Genomic DNA, 21,250 nt, shown 5'->3' with positions numbered 1-21,250 from the left:
TCCATGGCCGTTACCGTCTCCCCTTCGAGCGGCGCGGCCGCCAGGCCGATCACGCGCGCCATCCGTGAATCGCTGTTCGCCGGCGTCATCTCATTCGGGCTGTTCTTTCTCCTGATCGGCCTCAAGACCGACCAGAACATCCGCAATGAACTGGTACTGGTGCAGCGCTGGGGTCTGCTGGCGGCGGTGGTGCTCATCACCATGGCCGGCCGCTTTCTTTATGTCGCCTTTGGCCAGCCGGCGCTGGAGCGCCGCAAGGCCGCGCAGGCGAACGCGCCGGCGTCGACCGCTGAACCCGGCTTTATCCGGCGGAATTTCAATGCCATCGGCATCGCTGCCCTGTTCCTGTTCCCGATCCTTGTCGTTTCCACAGCCGGCCTGCAGGGCTCGCTGAAGTGGGTGGACAATTTCGGCATCCAGATCCTCATCTATGTGATGCTCGCCTGGGGCCTGAACATCGTGGTCGGCCTCGCCGGCCTGCTCGACCTGGGTTACGTCGCCTTCTATGCCGTCGGCGCCTATGCCTACGCGCTGCTCGGCTCGCATTTCGGCCTGTCGTTCTGGATATTGCTGCCCTGCGCCGGCCTCATGGCGGCATTCTGGGGCGTCATCCTCGGCTTCCCGGTGCTGCGGCTGCGCGGCGACTATCTTGCCATCGTTACCCTTGCCTTCGGCGAGATCATCCGGCTGGTGCTGATCAACTGGCGTGAGGTCACCAACGGTTCCGCCGGCATTTCGGGCATCCCGAAAGTCTCATTCTTCGGTTTGATGTCGTTCAACATTTCCGACGACAACTACATCGGCAAGGTGCTGGAGATCGCGCCCTCCGGAGCCTATTACAAGATCTTCCTCTACTACCTCATCCTGCTTCTGTGCCTGCTCACCGCCTTCGTCACCATCCGCCTGCGCCGCATGCCGGTCGGCCGTGCCTGGGAAGCCCTGCGCGAGGATGAGATCGCCTGCCGTTCGCTCGGCATCAACACCACCACCACCAAGCTGACGGCCTTCGCCACCGGCGCCATGTTCGGCGGCTTCGCCGGCTCCTTCTTCGCCGCCCGCCAGGGCTTCGTCAGCCCCGAATCCTTTGTCTTCATCGAATCCGCCATCATCCTGGCCATCGTCGTGCTCGGCGGCATGGGTTCGCTGGGCGGCATCGCCGTCGCCGCGGCGGTGATGATCGGCGGCACCGAAATCCTGCGTGAGCTGGATTTCCTGAAGGCGATCTTCGGACGGGATTTCACCCCTGAACTTTACCGGATGCTTTTGTTCGGCATCGCCATGGTGGTCGTCATGCTGTGGAAACCGCGCGGCTTTGTCGGCAGTCGAGAACCGACCGCCTTCCTGAAGGAGCGCCGGGCCGTCTCCGGTTCCTTCACCAAGGAAGGGCACGGCTGATGGACGCGAGCAGCATGAACGACACCATCCTCGACGTCGAACACATGTCGATGAAATTCGGCGGCCTGGTCGCCATCGGCGATCTGTCCTTCCAGGCCAGGCGTGGCGAGATCACGGCGCTGATCGGGCCGAACGGCGCCGGCAAGACCACGGTCTTCAACTGCATCACCGGCTTCTACAAGCCGTCTGAAGGCATGATCACTCTCAACCGGCGCGACGGCTCCTCCTATCTGCTGGAGCGGCTGCCGAACCATGAGATTCCGGCGCGCGCCAAGGTGGCCCGCACCTTCCAGAACATCCGTCTGTTTTCCGGCATGACCGTGCTCGAGAACCTGCTCGTCGCCCAGCACAACAAGCTGATGAAGGCTTCGGGCTATACCATCCTCGGCCTGCTCGGCTTCCGCGGCTACAAGCAGGCGTCTGCCGAATCCATCGAGCTTGCCAAGCATTGGCTGGAAAAGGCCGACCTGGTCGACCGCGCCGACGATCCCGCAGGCGACTTGCCCTACGGCGCCCAGCGCCGGCTGGAGATCGCCCGCGCCATGTGCACCGGACCGGAGCTTCTGTGCCTCGACGAACCCGCGGCCGGTCTCAATCCGAAGGAGTCACTTGCCCTCAACACCTTGCTGATGGGCATCAAGAACGACACCGGCACCTCGATCCTGCTGATCGAACACGACATGTCGGTGGTCATGCAGATTTCCGATCACGTCGTGGTGCTGGAGTACGGTCGCAAGATCTCCGACGGCGACCCGCAATCCGTACGCTCCGACCCCCGCGTCATCGCCGCCTATCTCGGCGTCGACGACGAGGAGGTCACCGAGGTGCTTGCCGAAGTCGGCGACGAGGATGTCATCGAACAGCTCGACGCCGGCCCCGACGCCGCGCATGGTCCCGGCGCGTCATCCTCCATGATGGCCGGGTCGTTCGATGACACGATTGGACACCGTGACGGCGAGCGCGTCACTGTCGCCAAGGGCGCCTCGAAAGCGGATCGGGTGAAGGCGGCGCCGGCAACGGCCGCTTCCACCGCCACCACCCCCGCAAAGACGGTCAGACCTGCGGCGAAAAAAGCATCAGCCAGGACCGCCAAGCAGCCGATGGCAACCGCGGTCGCCGCAAAGCCGGTCAAATCCGCGTCTGTAAAACCCGCGGCTACAAAGTCTGCGTCGAAATCCGCGCCGGTTAAATCCGCTCCGGCGACGGGGCTATTGTCTCCGGCTAAAACCGCCAAGCCCGCACCCACAACAGCCGGGAAATCAGCGCGGCCGACGCCGGCGAAAACAACCGGGATGGCACCCGTACCTGCCAAGGCGGCGTCCACCAAAAGCGCAACAGCGAAAGCACCGGCGTCGAAGGCGGCTTCCGGAAAGACAGCATCTGCGAAGCAGGCCGCGACCAAACCGGCCGCCGCCAAATCTGCTGCCGCAAAACCCGCCGCCAAGGCCATTGCGTCCAAGCCAACCGCCTCCAAACCTGTCTCAGCCAAAACACCGGCTGCGAAGCCCGTCGGCATTTCGAACCGCCTCAGCAAGCCGCGCGGCGGCAAGGCCGACAATCTTACCCGCATCAAGGGCATCGGCTCGGTCAACGAGAAGAAGCTGAACGATCACGGCATCTTCCATTTCGACCAGATCGCCGCCTGGAAGAAGCCTGATATCGTCGCAGCCGAAGCTTACCTCGCCTTCGACGGGCGCATTGCCCGCGAGGGCTGGGTCGCCCAGGCGAAGACGCTAGCCAGCGGCAAGGAGACGGAATTCTCGCGCCGCGTCGATGCCGGCAAGGTCGAGACCAGCCATCCGTCGAAGACGGCCGCACCGGCCGGCGGCAAGCGTGGAGGACGTAAGTGATGGCCGGCGAAAACCTTCTCGATATTCGCGGCGTCGAAACCTTCTACGGCAACATCCGGGCGCTTAACGGCGTCGATGTCAGCGTCAAGGAAGGCGAGATCGTCGCGCTGATCGGCGCCAACGGCGCCGGCAAGTCGACGCTGATGATGACTATCTTCGGTGCGCCCCGGGCGCGCTCAGGCACCATCACCTTCGCCGGCACCGACATCACGCGTATGCCGACGCACGAAATCGCCCGCATGCGCATTGCGCAGTCGCCGGAAGGCCGCCGTATTTTTCCGCGCATGACGGTGATGGAAAATCTGCAGATGGGGGCAAGCCTCGACAACCTCAAATATTACAATGAGGACGTCGAGAAGGTGTTCACGCTGTTTCCCCGGCTGAAGGAGCGTATCGGCCAGCGCGGCGGCACGCTTTCGGGCGGCGAGCAGCAGATGCTGTCGATTGGACGCGCGCTCATGGCGCGGCCAAAGCTGTTGTTGCTCGACGAGCCTTCGCTGGGTCTGGCTCCGCTGATCGTCAGGCAGATATTCGACGCCATCCGCGAACTCAACCGCACCGAGGGTCTGACCGTCTTCCTGGTCGAGCAGAACGCCTTCGGCGCGCTCAAGCTCGCCGCCCGCGGCTACGTCATGGTCAACGGCAACGTCACCATGAGCGGCAGCGGCAAGGAGCTTCTCGCCAATCCGGAAGTGCGGGCGGCCTATCTCGAAGGCGGCCATCACTAGGTTTGCGACCTGATCTGAGGAAAAATTATGCAAGGCATTCTCTACGAGGAAAGCTCGATCTGGCAATTCTTCTTCGTCACCTGCCTTCTCGGCGGCTGGGCCGCATGGATGACCGGCCGGGCGAGCGCGCAGACCTGGCGCACCTACCTCATGCTTTTCCTGTATTTGCTCGGCCTCGGCATCGCCGTGCGCTTCATCCACCACGCCCTGTTCGACGGCACCATGTTCTCGCTTCAGTACTATGTCGTCGACACGCTTGTAGTCATGCTTCTGGGCTTCATCGGCTACCAGTACACGCGCACCAACCAGATGGTGACGCAGTACAGCTGGCTTTACGAAAGGGCTTCTCCGCTGAGCTGGAAATCGAAAGGTTGACGTTCATCATTAACGCCGGCTCGCGTTTGAATCGGCGTGACAAGCCTTTGAAAATGGGCAAACTAAGCTTTCTGCGATAAGGGTGGGCATCGCATGGAAGTTTCATCCACGCCCACTCCGTGAATGGGAGCGTATCTATGAAAAAGTCACTCTTGTCCGCCGTGGCACTGACCGCGCTTGTCGCGTTCAGCGGCAACGCGTGGGCTGATATATTGATTGGCGTCGCCGGCCCGATCACCGGTGCGAACGCCGCTTTCGGCGCGCAGTTGCAGAAGGGCGCCGAACAGGCGGTTGCCGACATCAACGCCGCCGGTGGCATCAATGGCGAAAAGCTGAAGCTCGAAGTGGGCGACGACGCCGCCGACCCGAAGCAGGCTGTTTCGGTGGCAAACAAGCTCGCGGCCGATGGCGTCAAATTTGTCGACGGCCATTTCAACTCCGGCGCATCGATCCCCGCCTCGGACGTCTATCTCGAGAACGGCATGCTGCAAATCTCGCCGGCTTCGACCAACCCGACCTTCACCGACCGCAAAATGTGGAACACCTTCCGCACCTGCGGCCGTGACGACCAGCAGGGCAAGGTTGCCGGGGACTACATCGCCGCCAACTTCAAGGACGCCAAGGTCGCCGTCATCCATGACAAGACGCCTTACGGCCAGGGCCTAGCCGACGAAACGAAGAAGGCGCTCAACGCCGCTGGCGTGACGGAAGCCATGTACGAAGGCGTGAATGTCGGCGACAAGGACTTCTCGGCCCTCATCGCCAAGATGAAGGAAGCCGGCGTCACGCTGATCTACTGGGGCGGCCTTCACACCGAAGCCGGCCTGATCATCCGGCAGACGGCCGACCAGGGCCTCAAGGCTCCGCTGTTCTCGGGCGACGGCATCGTCTCCGACGAGCTGGCCTCGATCGCCGGCGACGCCGTCATCGGCACGCTGAATACCTTCGCGCCGGATCCGCGCAAGAACCCGGCCGCAAAGGAGGTCGTCGAAAAGTTCCGTGCCGGCGGCTTCGAGCCGGAAGCCTACACGCTCTACTCCTATGCAACGGTCCAGGTCATCGCCCAGGCGATTGCGAAGACCGGTTCGGCAGACGACGCGCAGAAGGTCGCCGAGACGATCAAGTCGGGCGGTCCCTGGAAGACCGTGCTTGGTGACCTCGGCTTCGACGAAAAGGGCGACATTACCGCAGCCGCCTACGTCGTCTACGAGTGGAAGAAGGGCGACGACGGCAAGATCAGCTATTTCGAAAGATAAGCTCAAGCCTTTCCTTTTCTGATTTCGGAAATGCCCGGCGCTTGCGTCGGGCATTTTTTGTATCGAGCCTCGGCCCACCGACAAGCGCGAGAGCTCTTGCATCGCGGTTATGTTTTTTTGGCATTCCCCTCCCCGTTTTTGAGCTTTTCCGTATCAACATTGAGAATGAGCCGGTCCCTTTCCCAATAGTGAGACGCTTCGGGTGGATTTCACCAAAATCAACGTGAATCGGCGATTTCAATCGATTCAATTGCCTTGCGATTTTGGTTGCACTGCAGCAATTTCCCGTTATTCATGAGCCGCTTTCTCTACCCACGCTGCCTGGAGCACACCCTTGGCTATCAGCAAGATCCTTGTCGCCAACCGGTCCGAGATCGCCATCCGCGTCTTCCGCGCGGCAAGCGAGCTTGGCCTGAAAACGGTTGCGATCTGGGCTGAGGAAGACAAATATTCGCTGCATCGCTTCAAGGCCGACGAAAGCTATCAGGTCGGCCGCGGCCCGCATCTCGCCAGGGAGATGGGACCGATCGAAAGCTACCTGTCGATCGCCGAGATCATTCGGGTCGCCCGGCTTTCCGGCGCCGACGCCATCCACCCCGGCTACGGCCTTCTGTCCGAAAGTCCCGAATTTGCCGAGGCCTGTGCCGAAGCCGGCATCATTTTCATCGGACCGAAGCCCGAAACGATGCGCCGGCTGGGCAACAAGGTCGCCGCCCGTAATCTGGCGATCGAGGTCGGGGTCCCGGTCATACCGGCCACGGAGCCGCTTCCGGACGATATGGGGGCGGTCAAGAAACTGGCGGCGGAGATCGGCTACCCGCTGATGCTGAAGGCCTCCTGGGGCGGCGGCGGACGCGGCATGCGCGCCATTCGCACCGAAGCCGATCTTGACCGCGAGGTCATGGAAGGCAAGCGCGAAGCCAAGGCCGCCTTCGGCAAGGATGAGGTCTATCTCGAAAAGCTCATCGAGCGCGCCCGGCACGTCGAGGTACAGGTGCTGGGCGACACGCTTGGCAACGCCGTGCATCTGTTCGAGCGCGACTGTTCGATCCAGCGCCGCAACCAGAAGGTCGTCGAGCGTGCGCCGGCCCCTTATTTGTCGCAGGAACTGCGCGACGAACTCTGCGGCTATGCGCTGAAGCTTGCCAGGGACACCGCCTATATCGGCGCCGGTACGGTCGAGTTCCTGCAGGATGCCGACACCGGCAAGTTCTACTTCATCGAGGTCAATCCGCGCATCCAGGTCGAGCACACCGTCACCGAGCAGGTGACCGGCATCGACATCGTGAAGGCGCAAATCCACATCCTCGACGGCTTCGCCATCGGCACGCCCGAGTCCGGCGTTCCGGCGCAGAAGGACATCCGGCTGAACGGCCACGCCCTACAGTGCCGCATCACCACCGAGGACCCCGAGCAGAACTTCATTCCGGATTACGGCCGCATCACTGCCTATCGCGGCGCCACCGGCTTCGGCATCCGCCTCGATGGCGGCACCGCCTATTCCGGCGCCGTCATCACCCGCTACTACGACCCTCTGCTGGAAAAGGTTACCGCCTGGGCGCCGACGCCGGCCGAGGCGATCGCACGGATGACGCGGGCGCTGCGCGAATTCCGCATCCGCGGCGTCGCCACCAACCTCACCTTCCTCGAAGCGATCATCAACCACCCGAGCTTCGCCGACAATTCCTATACGACGAAGTTCATCGACACGACCCCGGAACTGTTCAGCCAGGTGAAGCGGCAGGACCGCGCCACCAAGCTGTTGAACTATCTCGCCGACGTTTCGGTCAACGGCCATCCGGAAACGCGCGGCCGCCCTGCCCCCAACCCGGAGGCAGCCGCGCCCATCGTTCCTTACCTCAATGGCAAGGCACCGGATGGAACAAGGCAAAGGCTGGATACGCTCGGTCCCGAAAAATTCGCGCAATGGATGCGCCAGCAAGGTCAGGTCCTGGTCACCGATACGACGATGCGCGACGGTCATCAGTCACTGCTGGCGACGCGCATGCGCACCCATGACATCGCAGCCATCGCAGGCACCTACGCCCGCGCCTTGCCGCAGCTCCTGTCGCTGGAATGCTGGGGCGGCGCGACCTTCGACGTCGCCATGCGTTTCCTCACCGAGGACCCGTGGGAGCGGCTGAGCAAGGTGCGGGAAGCTGCTCCGAATCTTTTGCTGCAGATGCTGCTGCGCGGCGCCAACGGCGTCGGCTACACCAATTATCCCGACAATGTCGTGCAGCATTTCGTCAGGCAGGCCGCCAGCGCCGGCATCGACCTGTTTCGCGTCTTCGACTGCCTGAACTGGGTCGAGAACATGCGTGTCGCCATGGATGCCGTTGGCACTGAGGGCAAGCTTATCGAAGCAGCCATGTGCTACACAGGCGACATTCTCGACCCGCAACGCGCCAAATACGATCTCAAATACTATGTTGGACTGGCCCGGGAACTGGAGAAGGCCGGCGCGCATATCCTCGCCGTCAAGGACATGTCAGGCCTGCTGAAGCCCAGCGCTGCGCGGGTGCTGTTCAAGGCCTTGCGCGAAGCGACCGACCTGCCGATCCATTTCCACACGCACGACACGTCGGGCCTCTCTGCCGCGACCGTTCTGGCCGCCGTCGAAACCGGGGTCGACGCAATCGACGCGGCGATGGATTCGTTCTCCGGCAACACCTCGCAGCCCTGCCTCGGCTCCATCGCCGAGGCGCTGAAAGGCACGGACCGCGACCCCGGCCTCGACACCGAATGGATCCGGAAAATCTCGTTCTACTGGGAGGCGGTGCGTAACCAGTACGCCGCCTTCGAGAGCGATCTGAAGGGTCCGGCTTCCGAAGTCTATCTGCACGAAATGCCCGGTGGACAGTTCACCAACCTCAAGGAACAGGCCCGGTCGCTCGGTCTGGAGACGCGCTGGCACGAGGTGGCGCAGGCCTACCATGACGTCAACCTGATGTTCGGCGACATCGTCAAGGTGACGCCATCCTCCAAGGTCGTCGGCGATATGGCCCTGATGATGGTCAGCCAGGATTTGACCGTCGCCGATGTCGAGAATCCGGCCAAGGACATCGCCTTCCCTGATTCAGTCGTCTCCATGCTGCGCGGCGATCTCGGCCAGTCGCCAGGGGGCTGGCCGCAAGCGCTGCAGAAAAAGGCGCTGAAGGGCGACAAGCCGATCACCGTGCGGCCGGGGTCGCTGCTCAAGCCGGCCGATTTGAAAGCCAACCGCAAGGACGCCGAGGAAAAGATCGGCCGTCCGATCACCGAATACGAGTTCGCGTCCTGGCTGATGTATCCGAAGGTGTTTTCCGATTTCGCCGCCGCGCAGGAAAATTACGGCCCCGTCAGCGTGCTGCCGACCCCCACCTACTTCTACGGTATGAAGCCGCACGACGAGATTTTCGTCGACATCGAGAAAGGCAAGACGCTGGTTGTGCGATGCTTCGCCATTGGCGAGGTCGACGAGAAGGGCATGGTCACCGTGTTCTTCGAACTGAACGGCCAGCCGCGCCGCATCAAGGTGCCGGACCGCGTGCATGGGGCATCCGCCGCCAAGGCACGGCAAAAGGCGGAGGCCGGCAACGACGCCCATCTCGGCGCGCCGATGCCCGGCGTCGTCTCGGCCGTGACGGTGTCTGCCGGCCAGACGGTGAAGGCCGGCGACGTGCTGCTTTCCATTGAAGCCATGAAGATGGAAACCGCCCTTCACGCCGAGCGCGACGGCGCCATATCGGAAGTTCTGGTCCGCGCCGGTGATCAGATCGACGCCAAGGATCTGCTGATCGTTTTCGGCTGAACGGACCACTGGCGGGAGAGCCGGCGATAGCGCTTGACCCCGACGCCGGGGTCGGGCATCGAACCCGCTGAAAAAGCGCCGGCATGAATTGCGAGTCGGCGCGGGAACATGCGGAGACAATCATGGCCGACGACATCACCGAAACCAGCCAGACCGTGGCCGCCGGCCAGTTGCGTGCCCTCATCGAGCGCATCGAGCGCCTCGAAGAGGAGAAGAAGACCATTTCCGACGACATCAAGGAGGTGTTCGCCGAGGCCAAGGGCACCGGTTTCGACACCAAGGCCATTCGCACCATCGTCCGCCTACGCAAGAAGGATCAGGCGGAGCGGCAGGAGGAGGAATCGATCCTCGATCTCTACAAGGCCGCTCTCGGCATGGAGTGAGCGCAGCGCGCCAATGCATGTCGCCCCAAAAGTGCGCAGCGGTTTTGGGAAAACGCCATGCATACAACAAGGACTTAAAGCGCGCGTACCGCCACAGCGACCGGCTGCTCCATCCTCAACCCGTTTCGCAGCGGCAGACCGAATGCCGGCGCCTCAATCTCGAATACATCGCCATCTCGCGCCGCGACGCCGTCGGCAAACGACAGCGTCGCCGTGCCGAACATGTGGACGTGCACATCGCCCGGCTGGCGAAAGGCCGCATATTTGAAATGATGGTATTCGAGATTGGTGATGCTGTGCGACATGTTTGCCTCGCCGGACAGGAAGGGCTTTTCCCACAGCGTCGCTCCATCGCGCAGGATGCGCGACATGCCTTCAATATCCTCGGGCAGGTCGCCGAGCAGGATTTCAGGACCGAAGGCGGCATTGCGCAGCTTGGAATGCGCCAGATAGAGATAGTTGACGCGCTCGGTCACGTGGTCCGAGAACTCGTTTGACAGCGTGAAGCCGACGCGGAACGGCTGGCCGTCGTCGCCAATGACGTAGATGCCGGCGATTTCAGGCTCCTCCCCCGCATCTCCGGCAAAGGCCGGCGACACCAGCGTGCCGCCCGGCGCCACCGCCATCGTGCCGTTGCCCTTGTAGAACCATTCTGGCTGGACGCCGATTTTCCCGCCTGCAGGCTTGCCGCCCTCAAGTCCCATGCGGAACATCCTCATCGAATCGCTCGCCTGCTCATCGCCCTCGGCGGCAAGCTTGCGGTGCATCGAATCGCGCGCCGATGCCGACCCCAGATGCGTCAGCCCGGTGCCCGTGAGATGGAGGTGGGCAGGGTCGGCATGATTGATCGGCAGCATCAGCAGGCCTTTTCGATAGGCCGACTCGAGATCAACCCCTTCACCGAACCCTTTGCGCTCGATAAGCGCCTTGAGCCCGGTGCCGGTACGCGCCGCTTCCAGCGCCAGCGAATAGACGCTGCGGGCGCCGTTGACGATGCGCGGCTTGCCGCCATTCCTGGCGACCACCCGGATCGTCTGCGAATCGTCCAACACCTGCGATACCAGCATCGCCCTTCCTTCTCGTGCGTCCGGCCTGCCGATCGGCAAACGGTATGCCGGCGCGGCGCGAAACCGCGCCACGATCGAAACTCCAATCTGTCTTGTGCTCGCAGCTGTCTCCGGTTCGCTGCGTGCCGGCAGGCCCGTGATCCCGCCGGAGTAGTCTCCGGACAGTCTCTCCCGGTTCAGGCCTTGTTCTTGTTGTAGACGTCGAAGATCACTGCGCCGAGCAACACCAGGCCCTTGACCACCTGCTGGTAATCGACATTGACCCCCATGATCGACATGCCGTTGTTCATGACGCCCATGATGAAGCCACCGACCACCGCGCCAACGACCTGGCCGACGCCGCCCATCGCCGAAGCGCCGCCGATGAACACGGCGGCGATGACGTCAAGCTCGCTGCCCAGTCCGGCCGCCGGCACCGCCTGACCGAGACGGGCGGCGATGATCAGGCCGCCAAGCGCCGACAGCACGCCCATATTGACGAACACAAGCAGGGTCAGCCGCTCGGTCTTGATGCCCGAAAGCTGCGCCGCCTTGGCGTTGCCGCCCATGGCGTAGATGCGCCGGCCGATCGTCATTCGCTTGGTCACGAAAACGAACAGCCCGATCAGCAGGCCCATGACCACGAGCACGACCGGCAGGCCCCTGTATGTTGCGAATTGATAAACAAGGAACAGGACGAGGGCGCTCATGATCACGGTCTTGATCAGGAACAGGCTGAAGGGCTCGGCTTCGTAGCCGTGACGCTCGCGCGTGCGGCGCGATCGGATGCCGAAAAAGGCCGAGGCCAGAACGCAGATGATGCCGATAATGACTGTCGTCATCTGTAGCGAAAGGCCGCTTCCAAAGATGGTCTTTCCGGCTGCGTTCACCGTTGGCGGCACCAGCGTCCATGTCCCGATGAGTTCGGGAATGAAGCCGGAGCTGAGCGCCTTGAACCCGGGGGGGAGCGGCCCCACAGAAGAGCCACCGCCCAGCAGCGCCTGGCACAGGCCGCGGAATATCAGCATGCCCGCCAGGGTGACGATGAAGCTCGGTATTCGATGGTACGCGATCCAGTAGCCCTGAGCTGCGCCGATGAGGCCGCCGATGATCAAGCAGACGATCGACACAACCAGGGGATTGCTGAATATCCCCAGCGGCCAGATCACCATCATCATCGCCGCCAGTGCGCCTATGAACCCGGCCACGGAGCCGACGCTGAGGTCGATATGACCCGATACGATCACCAGCAGCATGCCCAGCGCCATGACGATGATGAAGCTGTTCTGCTGGACGAGGTTGGACAGGTTGACCGGTTTGAACAGCGTTCCGGACGTCGTGTACTGGAAAAACAGCATGATCGCGATCAGCGCCAGAACCAGCCCGTATTCGCGCAGGTTGGTGACGAGCGCCGAAACGGCCATGCGCGGTTTCTGCTGGACGTCTTCGGCGACGCCCGTCGGCGTCGGAACGCTTTCGGTGCTCATGATGCTTTTCCTTCTCCCCGGACGATAGCGCGCATGATTTTTTCCTGACTGGCTTCGGTCGACGCCATTTCGCCGACCATGCGCCCTTCATTCATGACGTAGATGCGGTCGGTTATGCCGAGCAATTCCGGCATCTCGGATGAGATGACGATGACCGCCCTGCCTTCGGCGGCCAGACGCGCAATGATTGTGTAGATTTCATACTTGGCGCCGACATCGATACCGCGTGTCGGCTCGTCGAGGATCAGAACCTTTGGGTTGGCGAACAGCCACTTCGACAGCACGACCTTCTGCTGGTTGCCGCCCGAAAGATTGCCCGTCAGCTGATAGACGCTTGAAGCGCGGATGTTGGTCTTTTTGCGATAATCGTTGGCGACATCGAGTTCCCGCAAATCGTCGATCACGTTGTGCCGCGACACGCCGTCGAGATTGGCCAGCGTGACGTTGTGCTTGATATGATCGATCAGGTTGAGGCCGTACATCTTGCGGTCTTCGGTAACGTAGGCGACGCCTTGCTCGACCGCCCTGCTCACCGAGGATATATCGATCGGCTTGCCGTCGAGGAACACTTCGCCCGTGATCCGGCGCCCGTAGGAGCGGCCGAAGAGGCTCATCGCGAATTCGGTGCGCCCCGCGCCCATCAGGCCGGCAATGCCGACCACCTCGCCTTTGCGGACGTGGATATCTATGCCCTTGATCACTTGCCGCTCGGCATGCAGCGGGTGATAGACCGACCAGTCCTTCACCTCGAACACCGTTTCGCCGATGCTGGGCTCGCGTGGCGGATATCGGTCGTCGAGCGAACGGCCGACCATGGAGGTGATGATGCGGTCCTCGCTGATGTCCTTCTTGCCAAGCGTTTCGATGGTCTGCCCGTCGCGGATGATCGTTACGTGATCGGCGACCCGGTGTATCTCGTTGAGCTTGTGCGAGATGAGGATCGACGTGATGCCTTCCCGCTTGAACTCCAGCAGAAGATTGAGCAGAGCCTGGCTATCCTTTTCGGACAGGCTCGCTGTCGGCTCGTCGAGGATCAGGAGCCTCACTTCCTTGCTGAGCGCCTTGGCGATCTCGACCAGCTGTTGCTTGCCAACGCCGATATTGGTGATCAGTGTCTTGGGGTCCTCGTTGAGACCCACCTTTTTCAAGAGAGCCCTGGTCCGCTTCTCGTTGGCGTTCCAGTCGATGATGCCGTACCTGGCATGCTCGTTGCCGAGAAAGATGTTTTCGGCAATCGAAAGCATCGGCACGAGCGCCAGTTCCTGATGGATGATGACGATGCCGAGATGCTCGCTGTCACGGATGCCCTTGAACTGGCATTCCTGCCCCCGATAGATGATTTTTCCATCGTAGGAACCGGCCGGATACACGCCCGACAGCACTTTCATCAGCGTCGATTTGCCGGCGCCGTTTTCCCCGACAATCGCGTGGATTTCGCCCTCTTCGACACTGAGGTTGACGTTCGACAGCGCTTTCACGCCAGGAAACGTCTTGGTGATGTTGCGCATTTCCAGAATTGTCGAAGCCATTTGGAATGCCGCTCCTGCGAGCATCGGATTGAAGAATCCGGGTTTCGGAAGCTCCGATGCCCAATCAAGTTACCTGATCGTCACTGCATGCTCCGGTGAGCGTACAATGATCCATGCCAGTCGGGAAATAAAACCGTTGATCGTGAGCAAAGGGGCTCCGCCTGGAAAGGCGGAGCCCGAAATTGCCGCTTGCGGCTACTTCAGCTCGTCGGCCTTGATGTAGCCGGAGTCGACCACCAGCGCCTGATAGTTCGACTTGTCGACTTCATGAGGCGTCAGCAGGATCGACGGAACGACCTTGACGTCGTTGTTGTAGGTCTTCTCGTCGAGGCCTTCGGGCTTGCCGCCCGACAGCACCTTGTCGACGAGCTCGACAGTGGCCTTGGCGAGTTCGCGCGTATCCTTGAACACGGTCGAATACTGTTCGCCCGAGATGATCAGCTTGACCGAGGCGGTTTCGGCGTCCTGACCGGTGACGATCGGCCAGGGCTGGGCGTCCGTTCCGTAACCCACGGCGCGCAGCGATGCGGTGATGCCGCGCGACAGGCCGTCATACGGCGACAGCACGCCATCGACGCGGCTGCCGTCCGCATAGTTGGCCGACAGCAAATTATCCATGCGCGCCTGGGCGGTGGCCGCCAGCCAGCGCAACGTGCCGACCTTGTCCATGCCCATCTGGCCGGACTTCACCTTGATGGAACCGTCATCGATCAGTGGCTGCAGCACCGACATGGCGCCGTCGTAGAAGAAGAAGGCGTTGTTGTCGTCGGGAGAGCCACCGAACAGTTCGACGTTCCACGGCTTGGTGTTCGGGAAGCGTTCCTTGAGCCCTTTCACAAGCGAAGTGGCCTGGATCACGCCGACGCCAAAATTGTCGAAGGTGGTGTAATAGTCGACGTTTGCCGTCTTCTTGATCAGGCGATCATAGGCGATGACGACAGTGCCGGCGTCAGCCGCCTTCTGCAGCGCGTCAGACAATGTAGTGCCATCGATCGAAGCGATAATCAGCGCTTTCGGACCCTTGGTGATTTCGTTTTCCAGCTGGCTGAGCTGGTTCGGAATATCGTCCTGCGCATATTGCAGATCGACCGAGTAGCCCAGAGCCTCGAGCTGGGACTTGACGGCGTCGCCGTCATTGATCCAGCGCTGCGAGGTCTTGGTGGGCATCAGAACGCCGACCAGGCCCTTGTCGGCGGCATGCGCCGAATAGGTCATGGCGGCGAGGCTTACCGCCAAGGCGGCGCCTAGTGTCTTGATGATTTTCACGTGCTCTCTCCCTTGTTGTTGGACACGATTCCGCAGCGCGGAGTCGCACAATCGGTCAGAAGCGCCAAAGCGCGGCGGCGTGCCGTTCAGTCTCCGGTATCCTCCCAATTGCCTGCCGAATTGATCGCCATTGAGGCCAGGCAGCCTCATTCGCGGCCCGGCGGCAGCGCACATCAAACCTCTTTCTCTTTGACATAACTGTCAAATGCGATTTTGGATGTTTGATATATCGATTATGGTATGGAAAACGGCACCCGACAAGCATGAGGCTGGCAATGTCGACATCTGCGATCAGGCATGAGCGGTTCTCGACCGAAGGTGTAATGCTCCAGCGCAGCGGCCTGAGTATCAGGCATATGCGCATGATCGTGGCACTGGAAGAACACGCTCGCATCAGCGCTGCGGCGCAGGTCATGAACATCTCGCAACCGGCCGCCTCGCGGATGATTTCGGAAATGGAAGCCATCGTTGACGCCAAGCTCTGCGAGAGGCTGCCGCGCGGCATAACGCTCACCGCCTATGGCAGGACGCTCGCCCGGCGCGCCCGCAGCATCCTCCTGGAAATGCACGAAGCCGACCGTGAGATCGCGGAACTGAAAACCGGCAAGGGCGGGTCCGTTTTTCTCGGAGCCGTTACAGCCCCGGCGGTGGAACTGGCGGTGCCGGCGATCCGCGAGATCAGGCGCCTGCACCCCCATGTCGAGATTTCGGTCCAGGTGGAGACCAGCAGCGTGCTGGCGCGCGAACTCGTCGCGTCGCGGCACGACTTCATCATCGCCCGCATCCCCGACGACCTGAACCCCCGGCTTTTCGTCAATCGCGTCATCGGCGTCGAGAAGGCCTGCCTGATGGTCCGGCGCGGCCATCCCCTGCTTCAGGGCGCCACGCCGGTCCAGTTGGAGGACACGGTCGGTTTCGACTGGGTTCTGCAATCCGGCGCATCGCCGCTGCGTCAGGCGCTGGAAGCCAACTTCCTCACCCGCAACATCCCGTTGCCCGAGCGGTTCCTCAACACCAGCTCGCTGCTGTTGACGCTGGTGATGGTGGCGCAGTCCGACGCCATCGCACCCGTGTCGGTGCAGGTTGCCCGCTTCATCCAGAATCCCGAAGGCCTCGGCGGCGCAATCGACGTCATCCCCATCGGCTTCGAGATCGAGGTACGACCCTATAGCCTGATCACGGTAAAGAACCGCACCCTCTCGCCTGCCGCCAAGATGCTGTACGATTTCATTCTCGGCCAGGTCGCCTGACGAAACCGTGCCACGACCACCCGGAGAGCGAGCCGGCTTTCCGCGCGGCTGCGTTCATGCTTTGCTTGGCGGAATGCGAGGACTGCCATGGACGACCCGAGACATGTGCTTTCGCCTTTTTCCTCCGCCGCCGAACAGGGCCGGGCGCTAGAGCGAGGAACCGCGACATCAAGCGTCATCATTCGCGGCGCGCTGGACCGCATCGCCGCCCATGACGCGACCCTGCACGCCTTCATAAGCGTGTTCGGCGAAACCGCCATGCAATCGGCCGGGGAGTCCGACAGGAGGCGCGCCAACGGCAGCTCCCTCGGACCGCTGGATGGCATCCCCTTCGCGGTCAAGGACCTCTTCCATGTCGAGGGCTATCCCACTCGCGCCGGTTCGCTTGCCTTGCCGGATACGCCGGCGGCGACGACCGCCTCCGCGGTAAAAAGACTGGTCGCGGCAGGCATGATCCCGCTCGGCAAGGTCCATACCGTTGAGTTCGCCTTCGGCGGCTGGGGCACCAATCCCATAACAGGCACGCCCTTGAACCCGCGCGACCTCGCAGTGCCGCGCGCGCCGGGCGGATCTTCCAGCGGCTCGGGCGTCGCCGTCGCCGCCGGGCTGGTGCCTGCCGCCCTTGGCACCGACACCGGAGGCTCCGTGCGCAACCCGGCGGCGATGTGCGGCGTCGTCGGGCTCAAGACCTCGCACGGCCTCGTCGGCCGCGGCGGCCTGTTGCCGCTGGCGGCGTCGCTCGACACCATCGGTCCGCTCGCCCGCTCGGTCGAGGATGCCGCCCTGCTCCTCGCCATTCTTGCCGGACGTGATGCCGGTGATCCGGGCACGTTCGGCGCCCCGGCCATGAATCCGCTCGCAATGCTGGAGAACGGCGTCGCCGGCATGCATCTGCGCACGCCTTCGCCGCGAGACCTGGAAAGCGTCCAGCCGGCGGTGCTCGACTGTTTTCATGCGGCCGTATCCGAGCTGCGCAGCCTCGGTGCGGAAATCGAGGAAAAGGAAATGCCGCGGCCGCCCGAAGGCTATAAGGCCATCGCCGGAGACATCATGGCGGCCGAGGCATGGCACCATCTCGGCCACCATGTGGAAGACGACGCCAGCGTCGTGCATCAGGTCATCCGCGACCGTGTACTGAAGGGCCGCGGCCTTGCCGATAGCTATCTGCAGCTGATGGCGGACCGACGTGCCGCGCAGGTGGAATTCGACGCCTACCTCGCCGGTGCCGACGCGTTCCTCACACCCACCTCGCCGATCGTGGCTCCGCCACTGACCGAAGTCGATGAAGCGCAGATGCCGCTCGGCACTTTTACCCGCTTCGTCAACATGCTGGACATGGCCGCGCTCAGCGTTCCGGTCGGCCTGGTCGATGGCCTGCCGGCTGCGCTGCAGATCATGGTGCGCCGATTCGAGGATGCGACGGCGCTGCGGATCGGCAGGGCGCTGGAGACGAAGCGCGGCACATTGTTCGAGCCGCCGCCGGGCTTCGACTGAGCGGCGCATGAACGGTGAAGAGCCTGATCACACCGAGTTGCTGAGATGGCGGTTGAAGATCGCATAAATGCCGACAACGACGGAAAGCACGCCGCACAGCAAAAGCACCAGCGGCGCGCCGAACATCCCGGAGGCCAAGCCGCCAAGACCCAGCGCAACCGGCATCGCGACCTTGAACGCCGCGCCGGTAATGCCGGTCACACGCCCCACCATGTCGGCCGGCGTCAGCTCCTGCCGCAATGTCCATACGCATACGGACAGGACAGACGAAGCGAACTGGCTGACGACCATGGCCACGAACATTGGCGTCACGCCGTAGAGGAAGCCCACCGCCTGGGCCACCCCCATCGCGACCAGCGAACCCGACAGCAGGCCGCCCATGCCGAACCGTCGCCGCAGCGCCGGCGTCACCACGCTCCCGGCGAATCCGCCAGCGCTGGCGCAGGCGACCAGCGCGCCCACCTCCGCTTCATTCAAATGCAGCCCATCGCGCGCCCAGAACAACGCGGTGAGTGCAAAAACGCCTTCCGTGGCATTGGCCAGCGCCGCCACGATGGACAGGTGCACCAGGCCTTTGTTATGCCAGAAAGCCTGCCAGCCCTGCTTGAGCGATTGCGAAAGAGGCTCGCGCATACGCGGCGGCGGCTCGACAGGATGCAGCGCCAGCAACGCAACCAACGCCGCCAGCACCAGCGCCGCCGGCACCAGGATCGCCGCCTCGAAGCTGGCGAAATAGATCAGGAAGCCGGTCATCAGCGCGCTGAGCATTTCGAATGTTCGCGCCGCCGCGCCGATGCTGGCATTGGCGCTGGTCAAAAGCGATTGCGGCAGACTGGTCTTGATCACCACGTTCTGTGCGTTGATGAACCAGTAATTGCTGGCGAAGAAAACCATGACGACCGCATAGCTCAACCAGTTCATGCCGCCCATGCGCGCCAGCAGAACGTAAAGCAGCGCTAGCGCCAGCGCCTGCACCGCCACGGCCGCCAGCATCGGTAGCCGTTTCGGCAACCGGTCGATGAGCGCCCCGATCAGGAAAGCGAGAACGATGGTGGGAATGAACTGCAACGACCTGATGGCCGCCATATCCAGCGCGGAATTCGTCAGTTGATAGATGACCAGCGGCAGGCCGAGGCTGGTCATCTGAAACGCCAGGCTTATCAAGATGCTGGCCAGGTAAAGTCGTACGAAGCTGCCGTTACGCCACAACGAACTGGATTCGCCGCCCTGCGGCGTCCTCGCCTGCGTCATATTCGATCGGCCTGTACCAAATTCTCCGCCGGGTTCGGGCGAAGCCGCTTACCCGCGGTGCTTCTTTGCCTCATGTATATACGAACCCACTTTTGAACTCAGCAAGCGATCAACGCCTACCCGCCACAAATTCCAGTCTTCGTCCGTCAGAGCTTCCAGACCGTTGTGCTGTTCGAAAGGCTGGTTACGGCTTTGGTCGAAGAAAGCACGCGGCAGCGAAAAGACCTGCCCAATCGGCCGATGCCGTTTGAACGATACGGGCGCGTCCGTCTTGTGGAACCGAAGATTGACGATGATCGGCCCGCGCCACCAGTCTGTGTCGATTACTCCGTCGAACACGTCATACTCCAGCGAGCCCGGCATGTTGATCGGTGCGCGCACCCATATGGAATCCTGAGGGTCGGTCACCAGCATATAGCCGGTCCAGACCTGGATCACGCCCAGCTCCGGGAATACGTCGAGAAAAGGCGGAACACCATGGATGCCCCGCGCTTCGGCGATGGCTTCGAATTTCTCGGCATAGTTCGGGAAGGTAATCTGGTCGACAAGCATCCAGTCTTCCGAATCATCGAACATGATGAAGAAGTTTCGGCCGTCCCAGTTCAGATGGAAATTAAGCGGTGGATAGACGTACCAACCGATCGAGGACGCAACATTGAGCGGCGCACAGAATTTCCGGCCGCGCAGCGGAGCGTGATCTTTGGCATCCGCAGAAGCCGACTCGATGTCGGGTGCGGGGTCATACACCTTGATGAAACGGACCGTCATTTGAACGTTTCCTGCTTTGCGTTGTGTTCAGTTCAGATTTTGGGACTCTAGAGCCGCCGTGCCGAATATATCAACTACGCCGGGCGGCAGCGATGAGAGATCTTGCGGCATCTCGGCATTCGGGTCGATCAGCGCATTCACATAACGGATCAGCACGGCGCCGGCCGGCAGATCGAACACACGTGACAGGTGATCGATCTTCTCCCAGTCGGTCTTCTCATACGCCAGCATGGCCGCGATTTCGCACAGCATCTTCGGCTTGAATCCACGCTGGCCAACCCGAATGACGCGCAGGAAACGCAGGGCCGAAATCATCATCCCCGCCGGCTGGTCGGGTATGTTTCCTTCCGGGCTCGGAACCGTGTGCGGATTGATCGCCTCGAAATCGACAACCGGCGAGTAACTGAGCGTCGGCTCGATGTTGATGATGAGAAGAACGTCCCCACCCTTCTTGACCAGGGGATAGAAATGATCGGGAAGCACTTCCTGTGTATCGGCGTCGACATCGAACTTCACATTGCGCGCCAGCGCATAGACCTTCTCGAATGAGGTACGCCGCAGCGCCTCCTTCTTGGCCTGTTCGGTGACAGGTGCGAATTCAATATCCATGGTGACGGTCTGCTCGGCAAAGCCGTGCCTTTCGCAGATTTCCCGGAACGTTGCGACGGTGCCGCGCGGCAGAACGATATCGAGATCGGCGCGCCGTCCGAAGCAATGACCGTGAAAGAGATGCCGCTTGCCCAGGCCCTGCGTCAGCAAGGCTGGTCCGCTATCGGCAAATTCACGCAAGACAGGACCGGCAAATCGAAGCTGCTCATCCTGGATGCGATCGTAAAGGAGCTGAAATTCCTGAAATTCTTCAAGCGCCATGAAAGCGAGCGATTCGAGCTTGAATTTCTGCAGCTCTGCGACACGCTCTCGAAAAAACAGACCCACTTTGGGGTCGAGCGGCCGATTGTTCTGGATATCGGCGGTTGCAATCAGACAGTGGCGAAGAAGACGTTGCTCATCTTCTGACACACTGACCATATCGACTCCCGAAAATGCCCGGGGACAGCAAGCTGCCCCCGGAACACCTAATTAACGCCGAACCGAACCGAGACCCGGGATGAACTTCGAACCCTGGACAGCGCCACGGGTATCGGCAACGAGAACGTTGCGACGAACCGAGCCGTTGCCGGGGATGAACTTCGAACCCAGGACAGCACCACGGGTATCGGCGACAAGTACCTTAGCAAGTTTCTTCATGGTTTTACTCCTTTGAGAAACACGAAAAAGTTATCAGCCGACGAAATTGGAGTCAATCTCAAATTCGAGACGAATTGCGGTTTTTGAAGTCGTTTTCCAAATCCGATACTTCTCTTCGATCACAATTTCTT

18 protein-coding genes are annotated in these 21,250 nt (G+C 61.8%); 10 read left to right on the top strand and 8 right to left on the bottom strand.

Going from position 1 to position 21,250, the window contains the following annotated elements; all coding sequences use genetic code 11:
- Nucleotides 1-3 precede the first annotated feature (3 nt).
- The 7 genes from livM (at nt 4) to J2X35_RS13505 (ending at nt 9,780) form a co-directional block, all read left to right on the top strand.
- Complete coding sequence (gene livM, locus J2X35_RS13535) at nt 4-1,395, top strand: high-affinity branched-chain amino acid ABC transporter permease LivM (RefSeq protein WP_056112763.1); 1,392 nt, start codon at nt 4-6, stop codon at nt 1,393-1,395.
- Nucleotides 1,395-3,245: an ATP-binding cassette domain-containing protein gene (locus J2X35_RS13530; RefSeq protein ID WP_310186055.1), complete on the top strand. Its 1,851-nt coding sequence runs from the start codon at nt 1,395-1,397 to the stop codon at nt 3,243-3,245. The genes livM and J2X35_RS13530 overlap by 1 nt, the downstream gene beginning before the upstream one ends.
- Nucleotides 3,245-3,973 (top strand): ABC transporter ATP-binding protein, encoded by a 729-nt coding sequence (locus tag J2X35_RS13525; RefSeq protein ID WP_056112765.1) that lies wholly within the window; start codon nt 3,245-3,247, stop codon nt 3,971-3,973. Before J2X35_RS13530 ends, J2X35_RS13525 begins: the two co-directional genes overlap by 1 nt.
- Nucleotides 3,974-4,000: 27 nt before the next feature.
- Nucleotides 4,001-4,348, top strand: coding sequence for a DUF6867 family protein (locus tag J2X35_RS13520; protein WP_310186053.1), 348 nt, complete (start codon nt 4,001-4,003; stop codon nt 4,346-4,348).
- Nucleotides 4,349-4,485: 137 nt separating this feature from the next.
- Nucleotides 4,486-5,604: a branched-chain amino acid ABC transporter substrate-binding protein gene (locus J2X35_RS13515; RefSeq protein WP_056112772.1), complete on the top strand. Its 1,119-nt coding sequence runs from the start codon at nt 4,486-4,488 to the stop codon at nt 5,602-5,604.
- 334 nt (nt 5,605-5,938) lie between these two features.
- The gene (gene pyc, locus J2X35_RS13510) at nt 5,939-9,397 is read left to right on the top strand and encodes a pyruvate carboxylase (protein WP_310186052.1); all 3,459 of its coding nucleotides are present in this window, start codon (nt 5,939-5,941) and stop codon (nt 9,395-9,397) included.
- A 122-nt stretch (nt 9,398-9,519) separates the two neighbouring features.
- Entirely contained in the window at nt 9,520-9,780 is a 261-nt protein-coding gene (locus J2X35_RS13505; RefSeq protein ID WP_056116153.1) for a DUF2312 domain-containing protein, read from the top strand.
- A 74-nt stretch (nt 9,781-9,854) separates the two neighbouring features.
- On the opposite strand, the gene araD1 is transcribed toward J2X35_RS13505, so the two are convergent.
- From araD1 to chvE, 4 genes are all read right to left on the bottom strand, one after another.
- A complete protein-coding gene (gene araD1, locus J2X35_RS13500; RefSeq protein WP_310186050.1) occupies nt 9,855-10,847 on the bottom strand; it encodes an AraD1 family protein in 993 nt (330 codons plus the stop codon).
- A gap of 176 nt (nt 10,848-11,023) precedes the next feature.
- Nucleotides 11,024-12,313 carry a multiple monosaccharide ABC transporter permease gene (mmsB, locus tag J2X35_RS13495; protein WP_056112783.1) on the bottom strand — a complete coding sequence of 430 codons (1,290 nt, stop codon included), beginning with the start codon at nt 12,311-12,313 and terminating at the stop codon, nt 11,024-11,026.
- The gene (mmsA, locus tag J2X35_RS13490; RefSeq protein WP_056112785.1) at nt 12,310-13,842 is read right to left on the bottom strand and encodes a multiple monosaccharide ABC transporter ATP-binding protein; all 1,533 of its coding nucleotides are present in this window, start codon (nt 13,840-13,842) and stop codon (nt 12,310-12,312) included. Before mmsA ends, mmsB begins: the two co-directional genes overlap by 4 nt.
- Nucleotides 13,843-14,037: 195 nt before the next feature.
- Nucleotides 14,038-15,108: a multiple monosaccharide ABC transporter substrate-binding protein gene (gene chvE, locus J2X35_RS13485; RefSeq protein ID WP_056112789.1), complete on the bottom strand. Its 1,071-nt coding sequence runs from the start codon at nt 15,106-15,108 to the stop codon at nt 14,038-14,040.
- Nucleotides 15,109-15,383: 275 nt separating this feature from the next.
- Between chvE and J2X35_RS13480 the strand changes: the two genes are divergently transcribed.
- Both J2X35_RS13480 and J2X35_RS13475 read left to right on the top strand, forming a co-directional pair.
- The gene (locus J2X35_RS13480) at nt 15,384-16,358 is read left to right on the top strand and encodes a LysR family transcriptional regulator (protein ID WP_310186047.1); all 975 of its coding nucleotides are present in this window, start codon (nt 15,384-15,386) and stop codon (nt 16,356-16,358) included.
- Between the two features lie 87 nt (nt 16,359-16,445).
- Nucleotides 16,446-17,852: an amidase gene (locus tag J2X35_RS13475; protein ID WP_310186046.1), complete on the top strand. Its 1,407-nt coding sequence runs from the start codon at nt 16,446-16,448 to the stop codon at nt 17,850-17,852.
- Nucleotides 17,853-17,879: 27 nt separating this feature from the next.
- Here the strand turns inward: J2X35_RS13475 and J2X35_RS13470 are convergent, their stop codons facing one another.
- From J2X35_RS13470 to J2X35_RS13460, 3 genes are read right to left on the bottom strand one after another with little or no spacing between them, the layout of a single operon-like run.
- Entirely contained in the window at nt 17,880-19,103 is a 1,224-nt protein-coding gene (locus J2X35_RS13470; RefSeq protein WP_310186044.1) for an MFS transporter, read from the bottom strand.
- Nucleotides 19,104-19,151: 48 nt separating this feature from the next.
- Complete coding sequence (locus J2X35_RS13465; RefSeq protein ID WP_310186042.1) at nt 19,152-19,871, bottom strand: DUF6065 family protein; 720 nt, start codon at nt 19,869-19,871, stop codon at nt 19,152-19,154.
- Between the two features lie 27 nt (nt 19,872-19,898).
- Nucleotides 19,899-20,630 (bottom strand): hypothetical protein, encoded by a 732-nt coding sequence (locus J2X35_RS13460; protein ID WP_310186040.1) that lies wholly within the window; start codon nt 20,628-20,630, stop codon nt 19,899-19,901.
- Here J2X35_RS13460 and J2X35_RS13455 point away from each other — a divergent pair.
- Nucleotides 20,592-20,888 (top strand): hypothetical protein, encoded by a 297-nt coding sequence (locus J2X35_RS13455; protein ID WP_310186038.1) that lies wholly within the window; start codon nt 20,592-20,594, stop codon nt 20,886-20,888. The two genes, J2X35_RS13460 and J2X35_RS13455, sit on opposite strands and share 39 nt — an antisense overlap.
- A 63-nt stretch (nt 20,889-20,951) precedes the next feature.
- On the opposite strand, the gene J2X35_RS13450 is transcribed toward J2X35_RS13455, so the two are convergent.
- The gene (locus J2X35_RS13450; RefSeq protein ID WP_156459849.1) at nt 20,952-21,119 is read right to left on the bottom strand and encodes a hypothetical protein; all 168 of its coding nucleotides are present in this window, start codon (nt 21,117-21,119) and stop codon (nt 20,952-20,954) included.
- Between the last annotated feature and the right edge of the window lie 131 nt (nt 21,120-21,250).

The sequence above is a fragment of the Mesorhizobium sp. BE184 genome (assembly GCF_031457045.1).
Classification (GTDB): domain Bacteria; phylum Pseudomonadota; class Alphaproteobacteria; order Rhizobiales; family Rhizobiaceae; genus Mesorhizobium.
This window is presented reverse-complemented; position numbering and strand designations above follow the sequence as displayed.

Bases quoted from the DNA above. Each gene is read 5' to 3' on its own strand.
- J2X35_RS13515 (WP_056112772.1), top strand. From the start codon at position 4,486: ATGAAAAAGTCACTCTTGTCCGCCGTGGCACTGACCGCGCTTGTCGCG.
- J2X35_RS13470 (WP_310186044.1), bottom strand. From the start codon at position 19,103: ATGACGCAGGCGAGGACGCCGCAGGGCGGCGAATCCAGTTCGTTGTGG.
- J2X35_RS13480 (WP_310186047.1), top strand. From the start codon at position 15,384: ATGTCGACATCTGCGATCAGGCATGAGCGGTTCTCGACCGAAGGTGTA.
- livM (WP_056112763.1), top strand. From the start codon at position 4: ATGGCCGTTACCGTCTCCCCTTCGAGCGGCGCGGCCGCCAGGCCGATC.
- araD1 (WP_310186050.1), bottom strand. From the start codon at position 10,847: ATGCTGGTATCGCAGGTGTTGGACGATTCGCAGACGATCCGGGTGGTC.
- J2X35_RS13505 (WP_056116153.1), top strand. From the start codon at position 9,520: ATGGCCGACGACATCACCGAAACCAGCCAGACCGTGGCCGCCGGCCAG.
- J2X35_RS13520 (WP_310186053.1), top strand. From the start codon at position 4,001: ATGCAAGGCATTCTCTACGAGGAAAGCTCGATCTGGCAATTCTTCTTC.
- J2X35_RS13450 (WP_156459849.1), bottom strand. From the start codon at position 21,119: ATGAAGAAACTTGCTAAGGTACTTGTCGCCGATACCCGTGGTGCTGTC.
- J2X35_RS13465 (WP_310186042.1), bottom strand. From the start codon at position 19,871: ATGACGGTCCGTTTCATCAAGGTGTATGACCCCGCACCCGACATCGAG.
- J2X35_RS13475 (WP_310186046.1), top strand. From the start codon at position 16,446: ATGGACGACCCGAGACATGTGCTTTCGCCTTTTTCCTCCGCCGCCGAA.
- J2X35_RS13530 (WP_310186055.1), top strand. From the start codon at position 1,395: ATGGACGCGAGCAGCATGAACGACACCATCCTCGACGTCGAACACATG.
- J2X35_RS13525 (WP_056112765.1), top strand. From the start codon at position 3,245: ATGGCCGGCGAAAACCTTCTCGATATTCGCGGCGTCGAAACCTTCTAC.
- mmsA (WP_056112785.1), bottom strand. From the start codon at position 13,842: ATGGCTTCGACAATTCTGGAAATGCGCAACATCACCAAGACGTTTCCT.
- mmsB (WP_056112783.1), bottom strand. From the start codon at position 12,313: ATGAGCACCGAAAGCGTTCCGACGCCGACGGGCGTCGCCGAAGACGTC.